The organism is Marinomonas profundi, from assembly GCF_020694005.1.
In the GTDB taxonomy this organism is placed as follows: domain Bacteria; phylum Pseudomonadota; class Gammaproteobacteria; order Pseudomonadales; family Marinomonadaceae; genus Marinomonas; species Marinomonas profundi.
Genome location: NZ_CP073013.1, coordinates 3,476,498 through 3,491,339, shown reverse-complemented (window position 1 = coordinate 3,491,339; position 14,842 = coordinate 3,476,498). Strand labels below are relative to the sequence as shown.

The window sequence follows — 14,842 nt, the reverse complement described above, 5'->3', positions numbered from 1 at the left end:
ACTCCTCATTACTATTTTTCAACGCGAAAAGCCGCGCTTTTCGGTATAGTAGGCTCGCATATTCTTTTTTGAGGTGGTGAGCGTGGTAAAGTCCGATTCGTATTCTATTATTGAGAAACGACTAGCTGAAAATGTATTAATTCTGGATGGTGCTATGGGCACCATGATTCAAGGGTATAAATTAGAAGAACAGGATTATCGTGGCGAACGTTTTGCTGATTGGAACAGTGACTTAAAAGGCAACAATGACCTTCTTTCTTTGACTCAGCCAAAGATCATTAAAGACATATACTCCAGCTATCTTGCCGCTGGGGCAGATATCATCGAAACCAACACCTTTAATGCTAATTATATTTCCATGCTTGATTACCACATGGAAGACCTTAGCTATGAGTTAAACTTTGAATCCGCTCGCTTGGCGCGTGAAGCCGCCGATGAATTTACTAAGCAAAACCCCAATAAGCCACGTTTTGTTGCCGGCGCGGTTGGCCCAACCAGCCGTACTTGTACGATTTCCCCTGATGTTAACGATCCAGGTTTTCGTAACGTCCACTTTGACGAGCTAGTTTCTGCTTATACCACGGCAGTTGATGGTTTAATCAAGGGCGGGGTCGATATTCTATTAATCGAAACTATTTTTGATACCTTGAACGCAAAAGCCGCTATTTACGCGGTATTGGACTATTTTGAGAAAAACGGCGTTCGTTACCCCATTATGATTTCGGGCACCATTACGGATGCCTCTGGTCGTACTTTGTCTGGCCAGACGACGGAAGCCTTTTGGAATTCCATCTCTCATGCTAAGCCGATTTCGGTTGGTTTGAACTGTGCCCTTGGGCCAAAAGAATTGCGTCAATATGTGGAAGAGCTGTCGCGCATTGCTGACACCCATGTTTCGGCTCACCCGAATGCTGGTTTACCTAATGCCTTTGGCGAATACGACGAATCGCCACAAGAAATGTTAGAAGAGATCCAGGGTTGGGTGGAGGCTGGCTTTTTGAATATTATCGGTGGTTGTTGCGGTACCGCGCCAGAGCACATAGCCACTTTCGCGAAAGCGTTCGCCGATGCAACGCCACGGGTTATTCCTACAATCGAGAAAGCCTGTCGTTTGTCTGGACTTGAGCCATTTAACATTGATGGCAATAATCTGTTTGTTAACGTTGGCGAAAGAACCAATGTTACCGGTTCCGCGATGTTCAAGCGTCTGATTAAAGAAGGTGACTTCGACACTGCACTAGATGTAGCGCGTCAGCAAGTTGAAAACGGTGCGCAAATCATTGACATCAACATGGATGAAGGCATGTTGGACTCGCAAGCGGCGATGGAACGATTCCTCAAGCTGATCGCGTCTGAGCCGGATATTTCTCGTGTGCCTATCATGCTCGATTCTTCTAAATGGGAAATATTAGAAGCCGGTTTAAAATGGATTCAAGGCAAAGGCGTTGTTAACTCCATCAGCATGAAAGAGGGCGAAGACAAATTCCGTGAGCAAGCCCGTAAATTGATGAAATACGGCGCTGCGGTCATCGTGATGGCGTTTGACGAAGTGGGTCAGGCGGATACTCGTGCGCGCAAAGTTGAAATTTGCCGCCGTTCTTATCATATTTTGGTTGATGAAGTTGGCTTTCCGCCAGAAGACATTATTTTTGACCCGAACATTTTTGCCATCGCCACAGGGATTGAAGAACACAACCGCTACGCCTTGGACTTTATCGAAGCCACAGGCGACATTACGCGCGAATTGCCTTATGCCAAAATTTCGGGTGGGGTTTCTAACGTCTCTTTCTCGTTCCGTGGTAACAATCCTGTACGTGAAGCGATCCATGCGGTGTTCTTATATCATGCGATCAAGCAAGGCATGACAATGGGGATTGTTAACGCTGGGCAGCTCGCCTTGTATGAAGACATCCCAACAAAACTGCGTAATGCGGTAGAAGACGCGGTGCTGAACCGCACGCCAGATGCAACCGATAACTTATTGGCGATAGCTGGTGAGTTTGCTGGGACGGGCGAAGTGGCCGAAAAAGAAACGCAAGAATGGCGTGGCCTGCCTGTGTCTGAGCGCCTTAGTCACGCATTGGTTAAGGGCATTACGGAATTTATTGAGGACGATACCGAAGAGGCGCGTCATGCTTATGCTCGACCGCTGGAAGTGATTGAAGGGCCATTAATGGATGGCATGAGCATAGTCGGTGACTTATTTGGCGCCGGTAAGATGTTCTTACCTCAAGTGGTGAAATCCGCCCGCGTGATGAAAAAAGCCGTTGCCTATTTGATGCCTTATATTGAGGAAGAAAAACGCCTTAACATGGATACGGCTTCTTCTAGTAATGGCAAGATAGTGATGGCGACCGTAAAAGGCGATGTACACGATATTGGCAAAAACATTGTCGGTGTGGTGCTGCAGTGCAACAACTTCGAAGTGGTTGACCTTGGCGTCATGGTGCCCGCCGAAAAGATTTTACGTACAGCAAAAGAAGTCGGCGCCGACATGATTGGCCTATCTGGTTTGATCACACCATCATTGGATGAAATGGTGCATGTGGCGAAAGAAATGGAGCGCCAAGGCTTTGATTTGCCGGTAATGATTGGTGGTGCGACCACATCGAAGGCACATACTGCGGTCAAAATTGAACAAAACTACAAACGCAACCAAGTAGTGCATGTCACCAATGCGTCTCGCAGTGTGGGAGTGGCGAGCGCCTTGTTGAGTAAAGACAAGGTGCGCTACCAGAAGTTTGTTGATGAAATCAAAGCCGATTATGAAAAAACGCGTATTCGCTACAAAGACCGCGTAAAAGCGGGGCGTCGAGTGTCTTTGGACAAAGCGCGCCAAAACAAAGGTCCAATGGCGTTTGATGGTAACGTGGTTCAGCCTAAAAAACTGGGCATCACGGTGCTAACGGAACAGGATATCGACTTTAACAAGGTCAAAGACTACATCGACTGGACGCCATTTTTCCAAACATGGGAACTGGCCGGCGCTTACCCGCGTATTCTTACTGATGACGTGGTCGGGGTTGAGGCGACACGTGTTTACCACGATGCCTTGGCCATGTTGGATGAGGTTATTGCAACAAAATGCTTGCAAGCGCGGGCTGTGGTTGGCTTGTTTCCAGCAAACCAAGTGAATCATGATGATATTGAAATCTATGCGGATGACTCTCGTAGCCAGGTGATTGAACGCTTGTCTTTCCTTAGAATTCAGAACGAATTAACCGCGCCGGGTAAGTACAATCATAGTCTTGCCGATTTTATTGCACCAAAAGACAGTGGTGTGGCGGACTATATCGGCGCATTTGCCTGTGCGGCAGGCTTTGGCATTGATCCTTTGGTGGCAAAATATGAAGCCGACTATGACGATTATAATTCCATCATGATCAAGGCGATTGCGGATCGCTTAGCCGAAGCGACGGCGGAGTATTTGCACGAAAAAGTGCGTAAGGAATTCTGGGGCTATGCGCACGACGAAGAATTAACCAATGAACAATTGATTAAAGAAAAATACCAAGGTATTCGCCCAGCACCAGGTTATCCGGCTTGCCCTGATCACACCGAAAAAGCCAAGCTTTGGACCTTGTTGGATGTGAAAGAAAAGATTGATATGGAGATTACCGAAAGCTTTGCCATGCTACCAACAGCGGCGGTGAGTGGTTGGTATTTTGCCCATCCAGACGCCACCTATTTTGGTGTGGGGAAAATAGGCCCAGATCAAGTAGACGATTACGCTGAACGTAAAGGTATGAGCAAGGACGACGCCGAGCGTTGGTTAGCACCTAACTTGGGTTATGATCCAGAAGACGACCGCATTTAATTCTCTTTGTCGTGCTTTTGTTCAAGTAAACCTAATCGGTGCGGGGAATAAGTGCCGATTAGGTTTTTTATTTTAAAGGGTATTGACATGTCAAAAACCATAAAAGATCCAGCACAACACAAAAAGCGCATGCAAGCGATCAAGTCTCATGTGGACAAACGCATTGCGAAAGCGCAAGAAGACAAGGGCACCTTTGTATTGCTGACGGGGAATGGTAAAGGCAAATCCAGCTCGGCATTGGGGATGGTGGCACGGGCGCTGGGCCATGGCATGAAGGTGGGCGTGGTGCAGTTTTTAAAAGGTGAGTGGAACACCGGCGAGATTGATTTCTTTAAGCAACAGAAAAACGTGCAATGGGAAATTATGCCAGCAGGCTTTACGTGGGAAACACAAAACCGCGAATCGGACATCGCGTCATCAGAGCAGGCGTGGGAAAAAGCCGCGGCTATGTTGTCAGATGCCAGTATCGATTTGGTGGTGCTCGATGAATTGACCTATTTATTGCATTACGAGTATTTGCTTGAGGATGATGTGCTGCAAGCCTTGATGGCGCGGCCAGAAAGTCAGCATCTCGTCGTAACGGGGCGAGGCGCTTCTGATGCGTTGATTGAGTTAGCCGATACAGTGAGTGAGATAAAAGAAGTAAAACATGCCTTTAAGCGAGGCATTAAAGCGCAAAAAGGGCTGGAGTTTTAGGTCGGCCTTGTTTTATATTAGAGGCGTTTTTTATAGCGATTTTTTAAACCAACAGAGGTCTTTATGGCAACCATTGAGCGCATGGAAGTAAATCAACGTATGAGTCGTATCGTTAAGCATAATGAAACGGTTTATCTTTGTGGCCAAGTTGGTGCAGATGCAAATACCGACATAAGCGAGCAGACTCGTACCATGTTAGACAAGGTGGATGTCTTGTTGGAGCAAGCAGGGTCGGATAAATCCTATATTTTGTCGGCGACGGTATACATTCGTGATATGAAAGACTTTGCGGCTATGAATGCTGTTTGGGATGCTTGGATACCAGAAGGGCATGCGCCAGCGCGTGCTTGTGTTGAGGCAAGACTTGCCAGACCTGAGTTACTTGTCGAAGTTTCAGTTGTTGCCGCTGTTATCCAATAATTAGCAAGCAGCTGGCTGGTGTTGTTTGAATGGACTCTCCATTGTTTGAATGAATTGTCATTGCCGCCAGCTTGCTTTTTTTGCTAGTTTCTTTTTATTGTCACATCGTTCTCAACTAATGCATTGCTTAAGACGCGAATAGTTCTTGCCATGTCTCTTGATAAATTCATTAACAAAATACCAAAATCAAACGGATATTGGTCGTGAAAATCACTAAATAATTGGCAGGATATTTCCAGTAATAAAGAATCCTCCAACGCAGACAGACTACCGACACGTTCATGCAGTGCAATCATAGAGACAAAGCCAATCGCCTCGCCAAAGCTAATGGTTCGGGTGCGTATTTTCTTTTCGCCATGCTGTTTGTAGAAATCCAGTTTGCCATGCAGTACGGCGTGGAAACTGTTGCCTTTACTGCCATAAGAAAAAATCTCATCGCCTTTGTTGACCTTGTGTAAAACACCCTGATCCAGTAAATATTGGATAGAAATATTAGATAGCGCGCCAAAGATAGAGCCTGTTTTTAAGTGCTCTGGCGATATATCGTAGGTTGACTCTTTTGCTATGACGGTTTTCATTTTTATCTCCGTCGCTATGGGTTCTTTTATGTCATCGGCCATGTCGCGTATTTCTAAACAGTCTGGCCATTAATTATCGTTTTAGGTGCATTTGGTTAAAAATAATAGCGCTATTTTGTATTCCTTATTAATACTTATGAGCGTCTATGTAACAGTAAGTTCCTGCTTTTTTATGGAATCGGCGCTTTCTCTTTTAAAATAGGTGTTTTCTTCCTTAAAGAGTCAGCCCAATCTGTGCGATAATGCGCCACATCATCTTTGCTCTAACGATTTCCCTCGTTGAGAGCACAACAATTTACCTCATGATAAACGGAAGAATACTTTGTTAACGACGGCTAATATCACCATGCAATTTGGTGCAAAACCTCTTTTTGAAAACGTCTCTGTAAAATTTGGAGAAGGCAAACGTTATGGTCTAATCGGTGCCAATGGCTGTGGTAAGTCCACTTTCATGAAAATTCTGGGTGGCGATTTAGAGCCCAGTTCAGGTAACGTTTCTAAAGATCCGAATGAACGCCTTGGTAAATTAAAGCAGGATCAGTTTGCCTTCGAAGAATATTCCGTTATTGATACCGTGATTATGGGGCACACTGAGCTTTGGGCGATTAAGTCTGAAAAAGATGCGATTTATGCCAATCCAGAAATGACAGAAGCCGACGGTTTGCGGGCGGGTGATTTGGAGGCTGAATTTGCTGAAATGGATGGTTATACCTCTGATGCCCGTGCGGGGGAATTGTTACTAGGTGTCGGCATTCCAACAGAGCAGCATTATGGTTTGATGAGCGAAGTGGCTCCAGGCTTGAAGCTTCGAGTGTTATTGGCACAAGCGTTGTTTTCTGATCCGGAAATTTTGCTATTGGATGAGCCGACCAACAACTTGGATATCAACACCATCCGTTGGTTAGAAGGCGTCTTGGTAGAACGTAATTGCACCATGATTATTATTTCCCATGACCGTCACTTTCTAAACTCTGTGTGTACCAATATGGCGGATTTGGATTACGGTGAGTTGCGTTTGTTCTCTGGTAATTATGATGAGTACATGACCGCGGCGACGCAAGCCCGTGAACGTCTACTGTCCGATAACGCGAAGAAAAAAGCGCAAATCAACGAACTAAAATCGTTCGTCAGTCGTTTTTCTGCCAACGCATCGAAATCCAAACAAGCGACGTCGCGCGCGAAGCAAATTGATAAAATCCAGCTTGAAGAAGTTAAACCTTCTAGTCGCCAAAACCCTTTTATTCGTTTCGAGCAAGAAAAGAAATTGCATCGCATGGCGGTACAAATTGAAAATGTTGCAAAGTCTTATGATGAGCCATTGTTCAGTGGTCTGAATATGATGGTGGAAGTCGGTGAGCGTATCGCGGTTATCGGGCCAAATGGTATCGGTAAAACCACCTTGCTGAAATGTCTGGTTGGTGACACTGAATTAACTAAAGGCCATGTGAAGTGGTCGGAAAATGCCAATATTGGCTATTATGCTCAAGACCATCACCATGAATTTGAGCAAGATGTAGATTTGATTGAATGGATGTCGCAATGGGGGCAAGAAGGTGACGATGAGCAAATTATTCGTGGCACCTTGGGGCGTTTGTTGTTCTCTCAAAATGACATTAAGAAATCGGTTAAAGTGTTGTCTGGTGGTGAACAAGGTCGCATGCTGTTTGGTAAGTTAATGCTGCAAAAGCCTAACGTTCTGGTGATGGATGAGCCAACTAACCACATGGATATGGAATCCATTGAGTCGTTAAACTTGGCGCTTGAAAACTATCCTGGCACTTTGATTTTTGTCAGTCATGACCGTGAATTCGTGTCTTCTTTGGCGACTCGCATTGTTGAAGTGACCAGCGCTGGCATTGTTGATTTCCATGGTACCTATGACGAGTATCTAGCGAAGCAAGAAGCTTAATGTAGACCAAGGGCTTTTGTCCCAGAAATAGCAATAAAAAAAAGGAAGACGGTAGCAGGTCTTCCTTTTTTAATTAAACGGACTTAATAGCACTATTTACGCCTATCAACATAGGCATCAGCTTGCTGGTATTCGAGCACCTCAACGTCATCACCAATATTTATGATGCCCGTATTTAGGGCGATTAAATTGACCCCGAAAGTAATGCCTTTATTATCAAGAAGACGAAATTTCCCTAAGGTTTTTAACGGTTCGCCTTTGGGGATTCGTTCCGCTGTTTGTGGGTGTAGTGTCGTAAAAATACAGCGCACACAAGGCTTAACATTTTCAAATTCCACATTACCGATGCGAATGCGTTTCCAGCTGTCTTCTGCAAATGCTTGATTGCCCTGAATAACGAGATTAGGACGAAACTGTGCCATCTGAATGACTTGCGGACAGGTTCGATTCAGTTCTGCAAGTGATGCGTGGGTGGTGAGTAAATAGGGATAGCCATCGGCAAAGGTGATGGGCGTGTCTGGTCGACGACTTGTGTAGCGTTCAGATTCATCGCTAAAATAAACAAGCTGAACGGGTTCGCCTAGCAGATGACTAAACCAGACATCGGCTTCTTGATGCGTTCTCTGTCCCTTAACCGTACTTTCCCAAACCACGACGTCTTGATGATCTTCATTAAACTGCGCCGTATCGAGAATAAGATTATTTGACATGCTGGGGTGAGCGAGCTGCCACTGGCTCTTGCCAATAGATTTGGCGGTGACGAGCGTTAATTTAGGATGTTCTCTGCCGGTGATAAAGAGGCCATCGGGCTTCACTAGCATGTACCGTCGGTCATCAGTCAGGCCAGCATAGCCAACCTGACTACGTTGCAAAGGAATACCTTGGATGGATTTTATAGGGTAGATGGCCAGTTCGCTGAGGGTATACACGTTGCAACTTCCTTTCTTACATGAGGCATGATTTTTCTTTAGAGACATTGTTACTTAGAGAAATATTATTATTACTTAGAGCGTCGGTCATTCCAATAAAAAAGCCTCAGAAATTTGACCTTCTGAGGCTTGAGTGTTGCTGTCAGTTTGTTGATTACAAGTAGTAAGACGCCAACGGTGGGAAGCCGTTAAATTCTACGGCGCTGTAAGTGGTTGTATAAGCCCCCGTTGAAAGCCAGTACATGCGGTCGCCAATGGCTAAATTCAGTGGCAAGCCGTATTTGTAGTTTTCGTACATAATATCGGCGCTGTCACAGGTTGGCCCCGCGATGATCACTTCTTCTAGTTCGCCACCTTTGTCGACATGAATAGGGTACTTAATTGATTCGTCTAGGGTTTCAATTAGGCCTGAGAATTTACCCACGTCAGTGAATACCCAGCGATTAAGCGCAGTGTGCGATTTGCGCGAAATCAACACTACTTCACTTACCAGTACGCCAGCATTAGAGATTAAAGAGCGGCCAGGTTCTAAAATAATACGTGGCAAATCAGTACCAAAATCTTCTTCTAAGAAACGTGTGATCTCTTCCGCGTAAGTGGCAAGGTCATTGGTACGAGCAATATAGTTGGCTGGAAATCCGCCCCCCATATTGATCATTTCCAATACAATGCCATCTTCTTCTTTAAGGCGTTCGAAAATCACTTTAACACTGGCAATGGCCGCATCCCAGGCGCCGATATCGCGCTGCTGAGAACCAACGTGGAATGATATGCCGTAAGGAATCAGTCCCAGCTCTTTTGCAAGCACAAGTAGATCCATGGCCATATCTGGACGGCAGCCGAATTTACGCGAAAGCGGCCAATCTGCAGTGACGGTGCCTTCGGTTAAGATGCGAACATAGATACGTGAGCCTGGTGCCGCTTTGGCGATATTGCGCAAGTCTGCTTCAGAATCGGTGGCAAACATGCGTACGCCTTTTTCATAAAAATAGCGTACGTCTTTGGCTTTCTTAATGGTATTGCCATAACTTACTTGGTCAGGTGAAATGCCCCCGATGGCAAATAATTTGTCTAATTCATAACGTGATGCCACATCAAAGTTTGAGCCACGGTCGCGAAGTAGCGTCAAAATTTCTGGTGCGGGATTGGCTTTAATAGCGTAAAAAATATCCGCAACAGGGAAACCTTTGGTTAATTCTGTATAGGCTTCATCGATGATGTCGGTATCGATCACCACAAAAGGGGTGTCTTTGGTTTCTGCAAACGCTTTAAAACGGGCAAAACGCTCAGGTGTGTAGAAAGAATTGACGTCAATAGTCATGGGCTAAAGGCTCCTTAATGATGCAAAACATAAACCGATTAAATAAGTAAACGCCTTTACCTTCTCCCGTCCTACTTATGGCTGTTACTTATCCGGCGGTAAGGCCTTAAGCGACTAGCGCAGCAGTTGAAGCGGTGCGGATTATGTTCAGCAATGACGCGGGCGAAATTTAAGGCTCAAGGCGCGTTGGGTCAAGTATTTTTTCATATTTTAGACTAAAAAAAAGAGACAGCAAAAGTCTCCTTTTTATTTGGGCATTGTTTCGTTACTTTTGTGTGAATCGGGTTTGTAAATAATGCCCTCCACTGCCTATTAATAAGGCAATGACGAAATAAAAGCCTTCGCTTGGATTATTGACCAACGCGGTTAATCCAGGCCCAGGGCAGTAGCCGCTGATTCCCCATCCAATGCCAAAAATGGCCGAACCTAGGACTAACTTCGAATCAATATGTCTAAGTGTGGGGATTTGCCATTTGCCGGCTAACAGCGGTTTTGTCTGCTTACTCTTGATAAAGTAGCCAAGCATGCCGACAGCAATAGCGCTTGCCATAACAATAATAAGTGAAGGGTTCCACTCACCAAAAATATCCAAAAAGCCGATGACAACGGCGGGGTTGGTCATTTCTGAAAAGGCTAAGCCGAGGCCGAAAAGTAGGCCAGAGATAAGTGTGATAACAGCGTTCATGAGTGACTCTCCTAATGCAAAAAAGCAACCGTTATGATGGCGGTAGTCATAAAAATAAGTGTCGCGACAATAGAGCGTGGCGATAGGCGAGCTATTCCGCAGACGCCATGACCGCTGGTGCAGCCGCTGCCCAGTCTTGTGCCATAACCCACTAATAGCCCTGAAAGAATTAACAGCAAAGGGCTTCTTGTTTCTGGCATTGCTACTGTTTGTTCGGTTAACACCCCATAGGCGCTACCGCCAATAATCAATCCAGCAATGAATAACAAGGGCAATAAACGGGCTTTGCTAAATAAAAGCTGCGCTAAAATACCGCTTATACCAATGACCTTGCCTGTGCTTAGCAGATAAACAGTAGTGGTTAGACCGATTAGCAGCCCGCCCACCAAGGGATTAAAAATAGTGTCCATAATGGCTTCCTCGTTTTATATAAGGCAATTCTAATTTATATTAATAAGAAAAGTCTAATGTATTTTTGCGAGTTTCTTTTGCTTGGTTGCGTTTCGTTGATTGCACGGTTATTACTGATTAAGCAGCTGATATTAAAACGTCCTCACGGTATGCTTAAAATAGCCATTGTCAAAAAGGCAGTAAAAATGGCTATTTTGCTTGTCAGACAGTATGAAAAAGAAGGGGCTTAGATGAAGGAGTTGTGGTTGGGCGCGCCAGTGGGTGAGGCTCAATATGTGTTTCTATTGCCCAATGAGCCCATATTGCCAGATGGGTGTGACGCTTCTTTTTTGAGGCAGCCTGATATCGCCCTTTTAATTGAATTAAATGGCAATCATTGGCGTAAAATACTCACCATTATGGCAAAGCTGACGACGCCAAATTATGCTAATTGGAAGGTGTTTCGTGACAATGACTTACTGAACAGAATAGGCATAACGTTTTCACTGGATTCGCTTCAGGGTTATGACGGTCCGCTTTTTATTGTCGGTAAAACGTTTTTCGACCGACTGCCTATCCCTGATTCGGCGGTAAAGCTAGGCAGTGGGAACGCGCATTTTGCCAGTGTCTGTTGGCCATATATTTGGTGTCCGTATTTAGATTATCGACAGTTTCCTAATATTCTAATTGAATCACTACGTGAATGTATCTTGGAGAAATCATGTTTAAAGCGCTAAAAAGCCTTTTCAGTGTTCCTGTGGAGCAGGGTACGCAAATTTCCTATCAAAAAGCCGTGGCGGCATTAATGATGGAGGTGATGTTGGCCGATCATCAAGTCGATGAGAAAGAAGAGCAACAAGTAAAACGCTTGTTGCGCGAGGTCAGTGAGCTGGGTGATGACATAGATACTCTTTTCGCCGAGGCTCGTTCTGGCGTAGAGCAGGCGAATGACCTGTATCAGTTCACCAAGGTTATCAATGAGACGGCAACATTAGAGCAAAAAATGTTGCTACTAAAAGGCTTATGGCGTGTCGCTTTAGCGGATGGCGATCTTGATGCTCATGAAGACCATCGTATTCGAAGAATCAGTGAATTATTGTTTATGCCGCACTCGGAATTTATTCAGGCTAAATTGTTTGTGCAAAAAGAAATGCGGGCTGAGTCATAAAAGAAGCGTACTAACGATCAGCTATAAAAATTGATCAGCTATAAAAAAACGCGGCAAATGCCGCGTTTTTTGACTGACTGGTCTAAGGATTACTGTCGTATGGCAGGCTTAGGCTGCGAAGTTCGCTGTAGCGAATTCCCAGTTAGCCAGCGCCCAAAAACCTTTAAGGTAGTCAGGACGAACATTGCGGTAATCGATGTAGTAAGCATGTTCCCACAGATCGACCGTGATAATAGCGGTTTGGCCATTTGTCATCGGTGTTGCTGCATTGCTTGTATTGACGATGTCTAAAGAGCCATCAGCGTTTTTGACCAACCAAGTCCAGCTAGAACCGAAGTTGTTCACTGCTTTGTCATCAAATGCCGCTTGGAACTCTGCGAATGAGCCCCATTTTGCATTGATCGCCTCTGCTAACGCGCCTGTTGGCTCGCCGCCGCCATTAGGGCTTAGGCTGTTCCAGAAGAAAGTATGGTTCCAAATTTGCGCAGCGTTATTAAATACTGGGCCAGCAGGAGCCGATACAATGATCTCTTCAAGGGTTTTGTTTTCGTACTCAGAACCAGGAACTAGGCCGTTTAACTTAACAACATAAGTGTTGTGATGCTTGCCGTAATGATACTCAAGCGTCTCAACAGACATATGAGGCTCAAGTGCGTCTTTAGCATAAGGAAGAGCGGGTAATTCAAAAGACATTTTCTATTCTCCTTGCTTTTTATTAACGAAAAATGCTTGTTATCAAGCAGTTAATGGTGCTTATATAGTAGCATTGAACCGCTTAAGATAATATTATTTAGGTAGGCTCTAAGTTGAATTTTCATAATTTCTATTAATAGCGGCTATATAAGATATCCATGCGAAAAGACGATGATGTTGAGATCCCAAGCTTGACCCTAGATCAAGATGAGGTCAGTGAAAGAAGACACAGCGCCACGGTCACCAAGGGACGTCCTGTCCCTTCTTCAGTAAGACCCGCTCATGCGCCAGCTGTTGTGCATAAAAAAGCCAATTTACTCGGCGTTTACCTTTTATTATTGCTCATTTTGATGGCTTCAGTGGGAGCTGGTTATTGGCTGTGGCAACAAAATAGGCAGTTACGAAATGAACTCTATGGCGCTAAAAGCGAAATAGAGAATCTAGATCACCAATTGCTTGCAGCCGATGTCTCTGCCAATGAGCAGGGCGAAACCCTAGAAGAGATATTGAAGAGCCACGACAGTGAAATTCGTAAACTCTGGGGTGTTGCATACGATACTAATAGAAAAGCCATTGCCAGTAATGCGGCCAACGTCGAGGATGTGCAGAAAAAGCTTTCTGTGTTGCGCGAAACCTTGTCAACTCAGTCCAAGCTCGTCGCTATACAGTCAGAGGCCTTTAGCGATATAGAGGCCGGTTACAATAAATTGATACCGTCTGTTTCAGCGATTGATAGTACAGTGCAAGATCTTGCTACTAAACAAGATCAGCAAGCAAAACTGATTGCTGCGCAAGTGGGCCAAAATGAGGCTCAGACATTAAGCCTTGATCAGGTTTTGCAGAGTTTGGCGACTCTTGAAGAAAAAGTAACGGCCATCGAAAAACAGGCTGAAGACGCTACCGCTGGCACTGACATTCAGCAAACGCTTGATAGACACCAAAATGCGATTGATTCAAGTGATGCCTTTAGAGTTCAGGTTAACAGTGAAATTATTCGTCTGCGCAAGCAAATAAATCAGCTTATGCTTGAGCAGCAACTAAACGCCCAATAGCGCGATATACCGAGCATAATATCCAAACACAAAAAAGGTCGATTTTATCGGCTTTTTTTTGTGCTCGAAATAATTTGTGTGCTTGAAATGGTTTTTGTGTACTTGAAATAGTGTCGGTGGGCTCTTTTAAGGTGTGGTTTATTTTTCTAAAGAGGCTTTCCTATTAAAGCTTTTTTAATATGCATATTCTACTAAAGTCTAGATAGCCTAGTTTTTATAACCTAAAGGCATGTTATAGTTGAACAAATGCTGAAGCCTGACAACAGAGATGAGAGATTATGACAGAGGCAAGACTTACTCACTTAAAACAGCTAGAAGCCGAAAGTATTCATATTATACGTGAGGTTGCGGCTGAATTTGATAACCCAGTAATGCTGTATTCGATTGGTAAAGATTCTGCAGTGATGCTGCATCTTGCCATGAAGGCGTTTTACCCTGGCAAACCACCGTTTCCACTAATGCATGTGGATACTGGCTGGAAGTTTAAAGAAATGATTACTTTCCGTGATGAAATGGTTGCTAAGCTTGGCTTGGAATTAATCGTTCATCAGAATCAAGAAGGTATAGAGCAGGGTGTTGGTCCGTTTACCCACGGCAGCTCCAAGCATACCGATGTGATGAAGACGCAAGCGCTAAAGCAAGCTTTAGACAAATACGGCTTTGATGCCGCTTTTGGTGGTGCGCGCCGTGACGAAGAAAAATCTCGTGCCAAAGAGCGTGTTTATTCTTTCCGAGACAAACAACATCGCTGGGACCCCAAAAATCAACGCCCTGAATTGTGGAATATTTATAACGGTAAAGTGAATAAAGGCGAGAGCATCCGTGTTTTTCCTTTATCTAACTGGACTGAGCTGGATATTTGGCAATACATTTATTTAGAAAGTATTCCGATTGTTCCTTTGTATTTTTCTGCAAAGCGCCCAGTGGTAGAGCGCGATGGCACTTTGATCATGGTTGATGATGAACGTATGCCATTAGACGGTGAAGTGCCTGAAATGAAGTCGGTTCGTTTTCGGACGCTAGGCTGCTATCCATTAACCGGTGCGGTTGAGTCTGAAGCGGCTTCTTTGCCTGAAATTATTCAGGAAATGTTGCTGACAAGAAGCTCCGAGCGTCAAGGGCGAATGATTGACCATGACTCATCAGGGTCAATGGAAGAGAAGAAGAAACAAGGCTATTTCTAA

At 44.7% G+C, this 14,842-nt stretch carries 14 protein-coding genes; 8 read left to right on the top strand and 6 right to left on the bottom strand.

Annotation, left to right across the window (positions count from 1 at the left end):
* The first annotated feature begins 82 nt into the window (after positions 1–82).
* The 3 genes from metH (at position 83) to J8N69_RS16305 (ending at position 4,933) form a co-directional block, all read left to right on the top strand.
* Complete coding sequence (metH, locus tag J8N69_RS16315; protein ID WP_168822312.1) at positions 83–3,817, top strand: methionine synthase; 3,735 nt, start codon at positions 83–85, stop codon at positions 3,815–3,817.
* An 87-nt stretch (positions 3,818–3,904) separates the two neighbouring features.
* Positions 3,905–4,513 (top strand): cob(I)yrinic acid a,c-diamide adenosyltransferase, encoded by a 609-nt coding sequence (gene cobO, locus J8N69_RS16310; protein ID WP_168822313.1) that lies wholly within the window; start codon positions 3,905–3,907, stop codon positions 4,511–4,513.
* 63 nt (positions 4,514–4,576) lie between these two features.
* Positions 4,577–4,933, top strand: coding sequence for a RidA family protein (locus tag J8N69_RS16305; protein ID WP_168822314.1), 357 nt, complete (start codon positions 4,577–4,579; stop codon positions 4,931–4,933).
* Between the two features lie 83 nt (positions 4,934–5,016).
* On the opposite strand, the gene J8N69_RS16300 is transcribed toward J8N69_RS16305, so the two are convergent.
* Complete coding sequence (locus tag J8N69_RS16300) at positions 5,017–5,511, bottom strand: cyclic nucleotide-binding domain-containing protein (RefSeq protein ID WP_168822315.1); 495 nt, start codon at positions 5,509–5,511, stop codon at positions 5,017–5,019.
* 322 nt (positions 5,512–5,833) lie between these two features.
* Here J8N69_RS16300 and J8N69_RS16295 point away from each other — a divergent pair, with 322 nt between their 5' ends.
* The gene (locus tag J8N69_RS16295) at positions 5,834–7,420 is read left to right on the top strand and encodes an ABC-F family ATPase (RefSeq protein WP_168822316.1); all 1,587 of its coding nucleotides are present in this window, start codon (positions 5,834–5,836) and stop codon (positions 7,418–7,420) included.
* Positions 7,421–7,512: 92 nt separating this feature from the next.
* Here the strand turns inward: J8N69_RS16295 and J8N69_RS16290 are convergent, their stop codons facing one another.
* From J8N69_RS16290 to J8N69_RS16275, 4 genes are all read right to left on the bottom strand, one after another.
* Entirely contained in the window at positions 7,513–8,349 is an 837-nt protein-coding gene (locus J8N69_RS16290; RefSeq protein ID WP_227803917.1) for an MOSC domain-containing protein, read from the bottom strand.
* A gap of 154 nt (positions 8,350–8,503) precedes the next feature.
* Positions 8,504–9,670 (bottom strand): type III PLP-dependent enzyme, encoded by a 1,167-nt coding sequence (locus J8N69_RS16285; RefSeq protein ID WP_168822318.1) that lies wholly within the window; start codon positions 9,668–9,670, stop codon positions 8,504–8,506.
* 265 nt (positions 9,671–9,935) lie between these two features.
* Complete coding sequence (locus J8N69_RS16280; RefSeq protein WP_168822319.1) at positions 9,936–10,355, bottom strand: DUF6691 family protein; 420 nt, start codon at positions 10,353–10,355, stop codon at positions 9,936–9,938.
* A gap of 11 nt (positions 10,356–10,366) precedes the next feature.
* On the bottom strand, positions 10,367–10,765 hold the full coding sequence (locus J8N69_RS16275; RefSeq protein ID WP_168822320.1) for a YeeE/YedE family protein: 399 nt from the start codon (positions 10,763–10,765) through the stop codon (positions 10,367–10,369).
* A 231-nt stretch (positions 10,766–10,996) separates the two neighbouring features.
* Between J8N69_RS16275 and J8N69_RS16270 the strand changes: the two genes are divergently transcribed.
* Both J8N69_RS16270 and J8N69_RS16265 read left to right on the top strand, forming a co-directional pair.
* A complete protein-coding gene (locus tag J8N69_RS16270) occupies positions 10,997–11,482 on the top strand; it encodes a DUF6942 family protein (RefSeq protein ID WP_168822321.1) in 486 nt (161 codons plus the stop codon).
* A complete protein-coding gene (locus tag J8N69_RS16265; RefSeq protein ID WP_168822322.1) occupies positions 11,467–11,913 on the top strand; it encodes a tellurite resistance TerB family protein in 447 nt (148 codons plus the stop codon). The genes J8N69_RS16270 and J8N69_RS16265 overlap by 16 nt, the downstream gene beginning before the upstream one ends.
* A gap of 108 nt (positions 11,914–12,021) precedes the next feature.
* On the opposite strand, the gene J8N69_RS16260 is transcribed toward J8N69_RS16265, so the two are convergent.
* The gene (locus tag J8N69_RS16260) at positions 12,022–12,606 is read right to left on the bottom strand and encodes a Fe-Mn family superoxide dismutase (protein ID WP_168822323.1); all 585 of its coding nucleotides are present in this window, start codon (positions 12,604–12,606) and stop codon (positions 12,022–12,024) included.
* A 158-nt stretch (positions 12,607–12,764) separates the two neighbouring features.
* Between J8N69_RS16260 and J8N69_RS16255 the strand changes: the two genes are divergently transcribed.
* Positions 12,765–13,658, top strand: a complete 894-nt coding sequence (locus J8N69_RS16255; protein WP_168822324.1) for a coiled-coil domain-containing protein — start codon at positions 12,765–12,767, stop codon at positions 13,656–13,658.
* Positions 13,659–13,936: 278 nt separating this feature from the next.
* The gene (gene cysD / locus J8N69_RS16250) at positions 13,937–14,842 is read left to right on the top strand and encodes a sulfate adenylyltransferase subunit CysD (protein ID WP_168822325.1); all 906 of its coding nucleotides are present in this window, start codon (positions 13,937–13,939) and stop codon (positions 14,840–14,842) included.

What these genes read in the sequence shown, in the direction of transcription:
- cobO (WP_168822313.1), top strand. Translation starts at nt 3,905, where the DNA reads ATGTCAAAAACCATAAAAGATCCAGCACAACACAAAAAGCGCATGCAA.
- J8N69_RS16305 (WP_168822314.1), top strand. Translation starts at nt 4,577, where the DNA reads ATGGCAACCATTGAGCGCATGGAAGTAAATCAACGTATGAGTCGTATC.
- J8N69_RS16300 (WP_168822315.1), bottom strand. Translation starts at nt 5,511, where the DNA reads ATGAAAACCGTCATAGCAAAAGAGTCAACCTACGATATATCGCCAGAG.
- J8N69_RS16285 (WP_168822318.1), bottom strand. Translation starts at nt 9,670, where the DNA reads ATGACTATTGACGTCAATTCTTTCTACACACCTGAGCGTTTTGCCCGT.
- J8N69_RS16280 (WP_168822319.1), bottom strand. Translation starts at nt 10,355, where the DNA reads ATGAACGCTGTTATCACACTTATCTCTGGCCTACTTTTCGGCCTCGGC.
- J8N69_RS16275 (WP_168822320.1), bottom strand. Translation starts at nt 10,765, where the DNA reads ATGGACACTATTTTTAATCCCTTGGTGGGCGGGCTGCTAATCGGTCTA.
- J8N69_RS16270 (WP_168822321.1), top strand. Translation starts at nt 10,997, where the DNA reads ATGAAGGAGTTGTGGTTGGGCGCGCCAGTGGGTGAGGCTCAATATGTG.
- J8N69_RS16265 (WP_168822322.1), top strand. Translation starts at nt 11,467, where the DNA reads ATGTTTAAAGCGCTAAAAAGCCTTTTCAGTGTTCCTGTGGAGCAGGGT.
- J8N69_RS16260 (WP_168822323.1), bottom strand. Translation starts at nt 12,606, where the DNA reads ATGTCTTTTGAATTACCCGCTCTTCCTTATGCTAAAGACGCACTTGAG.
- J8N69_RS16255 (WP_168822324.1), top strand. Translation starts at nt 12,765, where the DNA reads ATGCGAAAAGACGATGATGTTGAGATCCCAAGCTTGACCCTAGATCAA.
- cysD (WP_168822325.1), top strand. Translation starts at nt 13,937, where the DNA reads ATGACAGAGGCAAGACTTACTCACTTAAAACAGCTAGAAGCCGAAAGT.